Annotated in this window: 9 protein-coding genes and 1 pseudogene; all 10 read right to left on the minus strand. The window is 58.5% G+C overall.

Features of this window, described 5'->3' with window-relative positions; translation table 11 throughout:
- Positions 1-875 precede the first annotated feature (875 nt).
- A complete protein-coding gene (locus MKD38_RS29750; RefSeq protein ID WP_051073457.1) occupies positions 876-2,087 on the minus strand; it encodes an MFS transporter in 1,212 nt (403 codons plus the stop codon).
- Positions 2,088-2,191: 104 nt separating this feature from the next.
- On the minus strand, positions 2,192-2,731 hold the full coding sequence (locus MKD38_RS29755; RefSeq protein ID WP_012354645.1) for a GNAT family N-acetyltransferase: 540 nt from the start codon (positions 2,729-2,731) through the stop codon (positions 2,192-2,194).
- Positions 2,732-2,790: 59 nt separating this feature from the next.
- Positions 2,791-3,330 (minus strand): 6,7-dimethyl-8-ribityllumazine synthase, encoded by a 540-nt coding sequence (locus tag MKD38_RS29760; RefSeq protein ID WP_012354644.1) that lies wholly within the window; start codon positions 3,328-3,330, stop codon positions 2,791-2,793.
- Between the two features lie 47 nt (positions 3,331-3,377).
- On the minus strand, positions 3,378-4,853 hold the full coding sequence (locus MKD38_RS29765; RefSeq protein WP_012354643.1) for a sodium:solute symporter family protein: 1,476 nt from the start codon (positions 4,851-4,853) through the stop codon (positions 3,378-3,380).
- The gene (locus tag MKD38_RS31190) at positions 4,850-4,975 is read right to left on the minus strand and encodes a hypothetical protein (RefSeq protein ID WP_018003724.1); all 126 of its coding nucleotides are present in this window, start codon (positions 4,973-4,975) and stop codon (positions 4,850-4,852) included. The genes MKD38_RS29765 and MKD38_RS31190 overlap by 4 nt, the downstream gene beginning before the upstream one ends.
- A gap of 222 nt (positions 4,976-5,197) precedes the next feature.
- Positions 5,198-5,947, minus strand: a complete 750-nt coding sequence (locus MKD38_RS31195; protein ID WP_306414578.1) for an aldehyde dehydrogenase family protein — start codon at positions 5,945-5,947, stop codon at positions 5,198-5,200.
- On the minus strand, positions 5,923-6,669 hold the full coding sequence (locus MKD38_RS31200; RefSeq protein ID WP_306414577.1) for an aldehyde dehydrogenase family protein: 747 nt from the start codon (positions 6,667-6,669) through the stop codon (positions 5,923-5,925). Before MKD38_RS31200 ends, MKD38_RS31195 begins: the two co-directional genes overlap by 25 nt.
- A 130-nt stretch (positions 6,670-6,799) precedes the next feature.
- On the minus strand, positions 6,800-7,309 hold the full coding sequence (locus MKD38_RS29775; RefSeq protein ID WP_012354642.1) for a flavin reductase: 510 nt from the start codon (positions 7,307-7,309) through the stop codon (positions 6,800-6,802).
- A 53-nt stretch (positions 7,310-7,362) separates the two neighbouring features.
- A complete protein-coding gene (locus MKD38_RS29780) occupies positions 7,363-8,727 on the minus strand; it encodes an LLM class flavin-dependent oxidoreductase (RefSeq protein ID WP_012354641.1) in 1,365 nt (454 codons plus the stop codon).
- Positions 8,728-8,866: 139 nt separating this feature from the next.
- A pseudogene (locus tag MKD38_RS29785) lies at positions 8,867-9,058 on the minus strand (transposase); the annotation flags it as partial.
- Positions 9,059-10,132: the final 1,074 nt, after the last annotated feature.

Below are 10,132 nucleotides of genomic sequence, written 5' to 3' on the forward strand. Positions count from 1 at the left end.
AGCTGGGGACCTCGTCAGCGAATTCCATATGGGCCAGCAGGCCTTAAGGCCTGCAACAAACGGGCCGGACATAAGCGTGCTGCCTCTACCTGTCGACCACCATGTCAAATCGACCTTGCTATCCGGGAGGCGTCCACATAAGCACTTCCCTAGAGTAGCCGGTTGAAAGGGCGCATGCTTCCACTGCGGCCCCATCGCAGCTCAAGCATAGCGCCGTGTGTGCACGCCTGCGATCTCCTTCGCTCGAGAACAAGACAGCCGTTCCTCGACGTGGTCAGTGGACTGACCACACCAATATGAAATCCTAATGCTGACGCTTGTCGGCAATGAGCGGAAGTGTCACATGGCGTTGGCAGCCAACGGGCGTAAAGAAGACTTTCCGAGGCTTCGGGTCAATGCGCCCAGAACCCGTGAAGTGCCCCATGGGGGTTCCGGCCGCTCAAGTCGCACGCTCCTCTGCTGAGCCGATCAAGGGATATCGAGGTCGCTGAAATGCCTTCCAGCATCTAGAACTCCAGATCGCTGACCACGCGGTCCAGCCTGCCAGCGCACCATTGAAGTGGAGAGTAGAGTACTTCGCCGGTGTATTCGCGGAGTATCGCGCCTACGGTAAAGATCGTGGTCACGGTTTTCGTACCTTCCCGCGACGGACCTTGCTCATGAGTGAATCCTTCTGAATGCGGCCTGTTTAGGAAACGGGGGGGTTGCCTCGAGCAAGTTCACCCCTGCAGCCGACATCCTTGTGAACTGCAACATGGACGGCGCCGAAAGCGGCCGTACTTGCGTGCTAGACGCGCATTCAACTATATTGATCGGGCGTTAAGGAGCGATTCCCGACACATATCCGAGCCGAGCGTTCGCTGCCGCAGCCGCTGTCAGCGGGAACTGCGGCGCAACGACAGGAAGCCTATGATTCCCAAAACTGGGCCCGGCAGAAGCACCCAGGACGTTTTCATGCCCAGGTCCCCTAGCAACGTGGACACGAGGGTAATGGAAGCCACCGTCAGCGCAAATCCAATCGAGTTCTGAATGGCGAGTGCACCGCCGACCAAGGGCAGAGGGCATGTCTTGGCAGCTAACGCTGAAAACTGCGGGGAATCTGCGACAACTGCCGCTCCCCAAATCAAGAAAAAAACCAACAGGCAACCCCGTGACAGCGCGTCTGCCGCGAACGGCAAGAGAAAGCAGCACACTCCTGAAATCGCGAGAGCGCTGAGCGCGACGCGGGCACTATCTACCCAGCGGGTTAGCACGCCGCCGAAGACGCACCCAATGGCGCCAACCCCAATGATGGCGAAGGCCAGCGCTGAGATGCCCTGTGTTTCGAAAAGCGAAGGCAGGGGCGAGCGTGCAACGAGCATGGGTAGTATGGTCCAGAAGGCATAAAGCTCCCACATGTGCCCGAAATAACCTACCGCAATCGCTCTGAACTGGGGATCGCGAAACGCGTGCAATGGATTACCCGGATTCGGGCCGCCCGGGCGGCGCATCGGCAAGTGCGGTCCGTTACCCAAGTAGATGACCATGACTGCCGCAATACCTGCCAGCACCGAAGAGCCAGCCATGACGTACTGCCACGGCCATTGTGCGGCCATAATTCGCAAGCCATGCGGCAGCGCGCTCCCTAAGGTCAGCATGCCTACCAGCAATGCAAGCGCTGCCCCTGCTCTATCGGGGGCCCAGCTAATAATCAGCTTCATCCCAATCGGATAGACGCCAGCGAGACATACGCCCACAGCAAACCGAAGTGCGATTGCTGCGGAGAAATCCCCTGACAGACACGCGAACCACGCGTTGAAAGCAGCACCAAGCAGTGCCGAAAGGCAAAAAATTCGGCTCGCCGAGAACCTGTCCGCGAGTCCGAATACGGCGAATACCAGGGTACCCAGTATGAAGCCGCTCTGAACCGCCGCCGTGAGCATGCCAATGTTTGCGGCCGTCAGCCCCCACGTCCGGGCAAGATCGTCGGCCGCGCTGTTGGCGCTGAACCAAAGCGAGGTTCCGAACAATTGCGCGGTGGCTATTGTCAATACAGGGTCGAGACGAAGCCATCCCGACTTCAGAGCAGCATTTGAAGATTGAGCCATACTCTGGGAATGCATTCTGTTGCTGGGAGCGGACTTCAATCCGCGGTATCAGCCAGCGCAGCACCTTTGATCGGCGAGGGGAAACGATGGAGCACACGTATGCGCTACTGCTTCCGCGCACCATCCGGGTCAGCACGATGGTCGATGTTGAGCTGCATGAAGACAAGGTCCAGCCACTTGCCGAACTTCGTGCCAACCTCCTTCATCAGGCCGACCTGCTCGAAGCCCAGTTTTTCATGTAGACGGATCGAGCTCGCGTTACCTGCTTCGATCGCGCTGACTATGATGTGTTTGCCGAGTTCGCCCGCACGCTCGATAAGAGCTTTCATTAGCGAGCCGGCAATACCTTTGCCACGCTGGTCAGTTCGCACGTACACCGAGTGCTCCACGGTATGGCGATAGCCATCAAACGCGCGCCAATCCCCAAATGACGCATAGCCGACCACAACGCCCGTTGCGTCCAGCGCCACGAGAACCGGTAAGCCGGCCTTGCGCCGTGCGGAAAGCCAGTCCAAGCGATTGGCCACATCGACAAGGACCTCATTCCAGATTGCCGTCGTGTTCTCCACAGCATCGTTGTAGATCGCACATACCGCTTCCATGTCTTCTGGCGTGGCATCGCGAATCGTTATTTCGGTCATCATGTACCCCTTCAATATGGTCAAAGGTCTCCGCGCTGCCTGCTGGCGGCGGCATTGGATCCCTATGCGGTGGTCGAAATCAGGCGCTCGCCTACTCGTCCAGGAGCCAGATGCCGTGCTGCCTCAGCAGACATGCATCCACCCGGGCGCTCGAGGCAGCCGACTGCCCTAACACACGCGTCTGCCACCTCATCGCCCTTCTCTATCAAGAGTTTGGCGAAGAATCCGCGCATGTGCTCTTCAGCTCGAAAATTGTGCGGCGTCAGCACCATTGAAAACACCGGTGTGTCCGTTTCGAGTTGCACGCGCATCAACCCCTCCACGACGGCTTGAGCGACGAACTCGTGCCGATAGATGCCTCCGTCAACAACGAGCGCACTTTCAATAATCGCCGCATAGTCTCCGCGTGTCGCGATCCGTTTGGCGAACAGCGGAATTTCGAATGCTCCAGGCACTTCGAAGAAGTCTACGGCATCGGTAGACACCCCGAGTTGGACCATGCGGCGCAGGAATCCCTCAAGCGCGTTCTCCAGCAGGTCTTTGTGCCACTCCGCCTGAATGAATGCAACACGCGCCGCGCGGGAAAAAATGCTTGTCTTCATAACAATCTCCTAGCGGAGGGATCGCCTCCGCCCACATCACCCAGGTGTTATTGGGAAACCGGAGCCGTCAGACCCGGGCGCTCGCTTCGCCGCGTCAGCAAGGTTACGATGATCAACGTCGCGATGTTCAGTACCAGTGCGACAACGCCGACATTCACGTCCTTCAAAGCATCCGGCAGGAATGGAAAGAGCGAAGCCACCGACTGCTTAGTCAAAGACACCCACGCAACCGTCGCCTCTCCCACGGCAATGCTAGTCATTGCCGCGACCGGCGTCACCGGATTATTCCGCAGCGAACTCATCACAAGGACCGGGAACAACTGGGTGACGAACGCGTAAGCCATCAGCAGAAGTGCGACGATCGTCTTCCCGCCCTGGAGCGCGAAGAAGAGCCCGACTGCCATGATGCACGGTGCCATCCACTTACTCAGCTTTACGATCTCGGCGCTGCTGGCAGACGGGCGCAACGGACGATAGACGTTATTGGCCAGCAAGGTTGCCGATGTCATCAGAATCATGGAACCCGGCACTAGCGCTGTCAGAACGCCTGCCGCCCCGATGACACCAACAAACCATGGGTCGAAGGTTTGCAGCGAAATCTTCAACAGTGCCAGATCGATGTCGCTTCCTTTGAGCCCAGGAATCTGCAGGACTGCAGTAAATCCGACGAAGAAGATAAACAAGAGCATCAACTGGTAGATCGGCAGAACGTAGGCATTCTTGCGCAACACCACGTCGGTCTTTGCCGTGTAGGTCGCCATGAACATGTGTGGCCACATGTAGAAGCCGAGCGCCGAAAGCAGAACGGTCGAAACCAGCCACACCGGGCTTTCACCGGACTCGCGCAGGGCAAGAAAACCTGGCTTTGCTGCCTCGATGTCCGCAAACATCTGCCCGACGCCACCGTGGTAGTGGAACGGCAGATAGAGGCCGAGGAACACGGCGACAAACATGACCAGGATGTCCTTGACCACCGACGTCCACGCGGACCCGTGTACGCCGGAGATGGCCACGTACAAGGCCACCACAATGGCACCGATCCACATGCCGTGGCTGGAGTCGATGGCGCCATACGATGCAACGCTCACGATAATGCCAAGCCCCTTGAGCTGCAACACCAGGTATGGCATCAGTGCCACGATGCCGACAACGGCGACCAGGATGCCCAGTGGCCGGCTGTCATACTTCGACGCGAAGAAGTCGGATTGAGAGATCAGGTTCTTCGCTTTGGCATAGCGCCAGATCAGCGGTAACAGCCAGTACGACAGGACAAAGCAAAGGCTTCCATAGCCCAGCATGTAGTAGGCCGGACCACCGTGGCCATATGCGTATCCACTCGCGCCAAGGAAGACGAACGTCGTGTAGATTTCACCGGCCATCAACAGGAACACGATTGCCGTGCCGAAGCCTCGGCCGCCCACCGCCCATTCCTCCAGGCTCATCTTTTTTCCTCGCCTGGCCAGCAAACCGAGCGCAAGTGCCAGGGCAATGGCACCAAAAATGAAGATCAGGGCGCTGTTCATACGTGCTCCTCAGCCGCGGTCCCGCGATCGTCGTGCGCCTTACTATCGCTGTGAAAGATGATCGCCATCACAACTGACGTGAGTACGAGATTGAGGGACAGCCAGCCCAGCAGAAAGGGCATACCGAGAATCTGGGGGGGTAACGCGGTTCAGAAAGAACGGGCCTATCAGCACGCCTGCGGCGGGTAGCAAGGCTAGTAAATGGATGGGGCGCATCTGCATCTCCTTTGGTGGCAATAAACTTCCTACCCCGCTCAAGTTGGTGACCGAAGGTACCAACGTGAACGGGCCGGATTGGGCGGAACGTTGTTGTGCTTTCTGGAGTTGTCCTGGTGTTCGTCGCTTCAGGCGTCGGCCATCACGTGTGAAATGCTTTTCACGTTCGTGTAGCACTCGAGCCCTTCGATGCCTCCTTCGCGTCCGTACCCGCTTTCCTTCACGCCACCGAATGGCGTTTCCGACACGGCGGAAGTCAGGTGATTGATTGCGAGGTTGCCCACCTCCAGCTCGTCGCCAAGGCGATAGGCGGCCGCTGCAGAGCGAGTGAATGCGTATCCGGCAAGGCCATAAGGCAGGCTGTTGGCACGTTCGATGGCTTCGTCGAGCGATTCGACAGGGGCAATCAGGCTCAGAGGCCCGAATGGCTCTTCTAGCATCGCGCGGGCGGTGGACGGGACATCGGCAAGTGCGGTGAACGGGAACATGTATCCTGCGCCCGGCAATGGCTCCCCACCGCAAAGCAGGCGAGCTCCTTGATGGATCGCGTCTTTCACCAACTCGTCAAGGCAGGCAAGTCGCCGCTCATTTGCGACAGGTCCGATATCACTGCTCGGCTCCAGCGCATGCCCCACCCGGATCCGGGCACCGTACCGAGCAAATGCTTCGACAAACCTGTCGTAGACCTTGCGATGAACGAAGAAGCGCGTAGGGGCAACGCATATCTGCCCGGCGTTGTTCAATTTCCCCTTTACGCAGGCGAGGGCTGCCGCGTCGGGATCGGCATCATCGCAAACGATGACCGGCGCGTGACCGCCCAACTCCAGAATCGCCGGCTTCATGTGTTGGGCTGTCAGGCCGGCCAGGTGCTTCCCCACGAGCGTGGAGCCAGTAAACGTGACGGCACGGACGACCGGGCTGGCGACCAGGACGACGAGATCATCCCCGGCTCTCCAAATACCAGGTTCAGCACACCAGCAGGAAGTCCGGCATCGCGGTAGGCCTGGGCCAACATCACGGCTCCCGCAGGCGTTTCCTCAGCGGCCTTGAGAATGATCGAACATCCGGCAGCGAGGGCACCACCCACCTTGCGCGCGGGAGAACTCATCGGGAAGTTCCATGGCGTGAATGCGCCAATCACGCCAATGGGTTCGCGGATCACCGTATGCCGCATGGGCGGCTCTGCCGGGATCACACGTCCGTACAACCGCTTGCCTTCGTTCGCATCCCATGTCATCAAGTCACAACCACGCAGCACCTCAGCGCGCGCCTGCGCCAGGGTCTTGCCTTGCTCCAGGGCAATGGCGGTCGCAATGGCCTCGACTCGTTCGAGAATCAAGTCAATCGCCTTCAGCATGATCTCGGCGCGCCGTGCGGGCGACGTGCGACGCCAGATCTTCAGACCATCGGCCGCGGCCGACAAGGCATCGTCGAGGTCTGCAGTCGTTGCGATTGGCACAGTGCCGATGGTTGTTTCGTCCGATGGGTTGATAACGGGCCGACCGGGCGCGCTGCGCCACTTGTCGGCGATCAGCATTCGAATTTCCGGATAGGAAGTCATGTGCATTGCCTGCTGGAGATAAGGAGAGATCGAAGCCATTCAGTCGCCTGCGATGGGGACGCCCGTGACACCTGGCGCGCACACGGCGCATCGGGAAGGACGAGCGTGTCCGACATGGGCGCGTAGCGCCCATGTGCGACCTGACGTCTCGGGGGTTTTGGAGCTGGACCTAGGCGGCTACGGCGCCTTTCACAGCCGGCGCTTCGACACTATGGAAGTTGCGCCCAAAGTAGATCAAGGCGTCGCGATCATTGCGCGTCCGCACGGCTTTGATCTCACAGAGAAACATGGTGTGCGTGCCAACGTCCATCATGGATGCGACTTCGCAGTCCAAAGCGCTGACGGTGCCGGCAATCACGGGGGCACCGGTCACCAGCCGATCCCATTCCACATCGGCAAAACGCTCCTCGACCGAGACGCTCTTGCTCGAGAACCGGATAGCCGCGTCTTGCTGATCCGCTGCGAGAACATTGACGCAAAGGCAGCCGTTCTCACGCACAACCTCGTTGTTCTTGCTGCCACGATTGATACAGACAAGCAGAGTTGGCGGCTCGTCCGTGATGCCGCACACTGCCGATACTGTGCAGCCGGCCAGTCCACCTTCGCCGTTACTAGTGATGATGTTGACCGCGGCCCCTAGCCCGGCCATGGCTTCTCGGAACGATGTTTTGTCTACCATAGTGCTCCCCTTAGCTTGGGGCCTCATAGTTTGTGAAGGACGTGCTGCGCGGATTACCGCACAGCGGCGCGTGCCTTGGCTGCGGCATGGGTGACCGGCAGGCGTGCATGACCGAACAGCTTTTCGCGATACGTACCTTCGCGATAGGCGGTCTTGTACACGCCGCGCTCCTGCAGGAGCGGTACCAGCAGATCGATGACGTCGTCGAGACATTCCGGAGCCACCGTACGCGACAGGTTGAACCCTGCTACACCGGTCTCGTTGGTCCACTCGATCATCAGGTCAGCGATCTGTTCGGCAGAGCCGACCCACGGTGCCTGGCGGCTACCCAGCGGCATCTGTTCGAGCAGCTTGCGCAAGGTCCATTGGGCCCCTGCGCTGCGAGTCATGGCTTCCACGTTGGAAACGATCGCCTGGCTCTTGCTCACATCGATCGGCTCGTCGAGGTCGTAGCGCGAAAAATCGATGCCAAGCGAACTGGCTGCGTGTGCGAGTGCGCCTTCCGAACTCACATATCGCTTGTATTCCTCGTACTTCTCCTGCGCTTCCTTTTCGGTGCCACCAATGATCAGCGTCGCTCCCAGGAATGCCTTGACATCGTCCGCGATGCGGCCAAAGGCCACAGCCTTCGCGCGGATGTCGTCGACGATGGTCTTGACGCCGTCCTTCTTCTGGCCATTCACGAAGACGCATTCAGCGTGCGTCGCGGCAAACTGCCTGCCACGCGTCGAGGAGCCTGCCTGGTAGAGCACCGGTGTCCGCTGCGGCGACGGAGCGCATAGGTGCATCGCATTTACCTTGTATTGACGACCGCGATGGTGGATCACGCGAACCTTCGACGGGTCTGCGTAGATGCCTCTGGCCTTGTCGTTGATGACCGCGTCGTCATCCCAGCTTCCTTCCCAGAGCTTGTACACCAACTCCAGGTACTCGTCGGCCAGATCGTAACGGTCATCGTGCGCAACCTGCCCGTCGAGGCCGATGGCTCGCGCCGCGCTGTCCAGATAGCCAGTCACGATGTTCCAGCCGATGCGCCCACCTGTCAGATGGTCGAGCGTCGACATGCGGCGGGCAAACAGGAACGGCTGCTCGTAGGTGAGGTTGGCCGTAACGCCGAACCCCAGATTGCGTGTGACCGCGGCCATGGCCGGAATCACTAACATTGGGTCGTTCACCGGCACCTGCACGGCGTTTTGAACAGCCGCGTTGGCGTTACCACCGAAGACGTCATAGACCCCAACGACATCGGCAAAGAAGATGCCATCGAACAGCCCACGCTCAAGTTTCTTGGCGTAGTCCACCCAGTATTGAACCTCGCTGTACCGGCTCGATTCATCACGGGGATGGGTCCACAGTCCCTGCTGGATATGACCCACGCAGTTCATCTCAAATGCGTTCAGGTGGATTTCACGACTCATTTCTACTCCTAGTTGTCGAGAGAGACTTGGAAGGAAGGTATCCCCCCATGCCGTTTACTATAGTAAACAATCGAGCATGAAAAAAGACATTTCGGCCGGAGGTAAACCCCTAGATGGGATCTGAGTTTATGCAGCCTTCGGTTCTAGCTTCAAGCGCAACCGCTTCGATCCGCCTGGCCGCGTCTGGTGGCAGTTGCTCGAAGAAGGCGCGCCGTCTCGCGCGAGCAGCCCTGACAGATCCAGAGCACTTGCTGCCGCTCGGATCGACTACCACCGTGGCAAAGCGATGGCCTTTGTGCAGCGCGAATTCGTCCATGGCTAGGGAACGAATGCCGGCATGTGGCAATTCAGCCCCCCAAATTCTTCGAAAACTAAAGAAAAAACGCCCGACGAAACGTCGGGCGCTATAAGGGACGCATTGTCGGGGGATACATACAACCGACTTGGGTGCACCTAACTGGCGCACCCCGATGAACATACTAATCGCAGCCCACAAAAAGTATTATCAGATCTTCTCGAATTTCCACCAAGGATTTTCTGATATGGCACTAGCCCGCAAGCCCACAACATGAGTGCGAACCTATCTAGCCCCTCCAGCTCTGCTTGTCACAGGTGGAAACACATACCAGCCACCGTCGCAGTGCCGGAAGAACATGATCGACAGCGTACCAGTAGCGCGGTTGCACTCCACACAAACAAAGCGGCTGCGGCAGTCTCGCAGGCGGCCCGTACCGATAACGCGGGGCGGCTTCCCTACCGACGGTGTAAGCCATTTTTCAACCATTGAACGTAACGACTTCTCTGCTGCCATGCTTCCTCCATTGACGGATAGTTGATGGCAATATCGAATGCATTCTGTGCTTTCGTAATGCCACTACAGGCGAAGCGCACGATCCAACGCCGTCCTTTGCGGGCGATAAATGGCATCGGGTTCGCCCGATTACATTTAATTAACGCCCCTAATATCCCCGACGACATAGTCGGACCGACATTTCCCGCATGAATTAGGCAGTACACTGAGATCCATCGTGACAAACGGCTAAATTCCGAGCCAACCCATTGATGCATCCCATGGACTGAGCGCATGACCTCAAGAGGCAAACGGGCACACTACCGTTTCTTAGTTCGACGTCTGCAAGGAAATCATTCCGCGAAATCCATTCCACTGCGCTGAATGCCTTATCCTCGACAGAAGGTCGCGCGTCAGCCGCGCCGCGCTTTGCCATGATTTCTGTATAACGCGGGTAGCTACCCGTCGGGCTATTCATTTTCGAACTGCCTGGCTCAATAGAGACACATCAAGCCGATCAATAGGAGAACATCTCCGCCGGCCATGGGCGAGAATCGCGGACAGGAAAAACGCCGGACGTGAACTCCAGCCGCACCAAGCGAAGCGTTGGTGGGT

This window comes from Cupriavidus sp. WGlv3 (assembly GCF_023952475.1).
GTDB lineage: Bacteria > Pseudomonadota > Gammaproteobacteria > Burkholderiales > Burkholderiaceae > Cupriavidus > Cupriavidus phytorum.

What these genes read in the sequence shown, in the direction of transcription:
- MKD38_RS29750 (WP_051073457.1), bottom strand. Translation starts at nt 2,087, where the DNA reads ATGGCTCAATCTTCAAATGCTGCTCTGAAGTCGGGATGGCTTCGTCTC.
- MKD38_RS29755 (WP_012354645.1), bottom strand. Translation starts at nt 2,731, where the DNA reads ATGATGACCGAAATAACGATTCGCGATGCCACGCCAGAAGACATGGAA.
- MKD38_RS29760 (WP_012354644.1), bottom strand. Translation starts at nt 3,330, where the DNA reads ATGAAGACAAGCATTTTTTCCCGCGCGGCGCGTGTTGCATTCATTCAG.
- MKD38_RS29765 (WP_012354643.1), bottom strand. Translation starts at nt 4,853, where the DNA reads ATGAACAGCGCCCTGATCTTCATTTTTGGTGCCATTGCCCTGGCACTT.
- MKD38_RS31190 (WP_018003724.1), bottom strand. Translation starts at nt 4,975, where the DNA reads ATGCCCTTTCTGCTGGGCTGGCTGTCCCTCAATCTCGTACTCACGTCA.
- MKD38_RS31200 (WP_306414577.1), bottom strand. Translation starts at nt 6,669, where the DNA reads ATGGCTTCGATCTCTCCTTATCTCCAGCAGGCAATGCACATGACTTCC.
- MKD38_RS29775 (WP_012354642.1), bottom strand. Translation starts at nt 7,309, where the DNA reads ATGGTAGACAAAACATCGTTCCGAGAAGCCATGGCCGGGCTAGGGGCC.
- MKD38_RS29780 (WP_012354641.1), bottom strand. Translation starts at nt 8,727, where the DNA reads ATGAGTCGTGAAATCCACCTGAACGCATTTGAGATGAACTGCGTGGGT.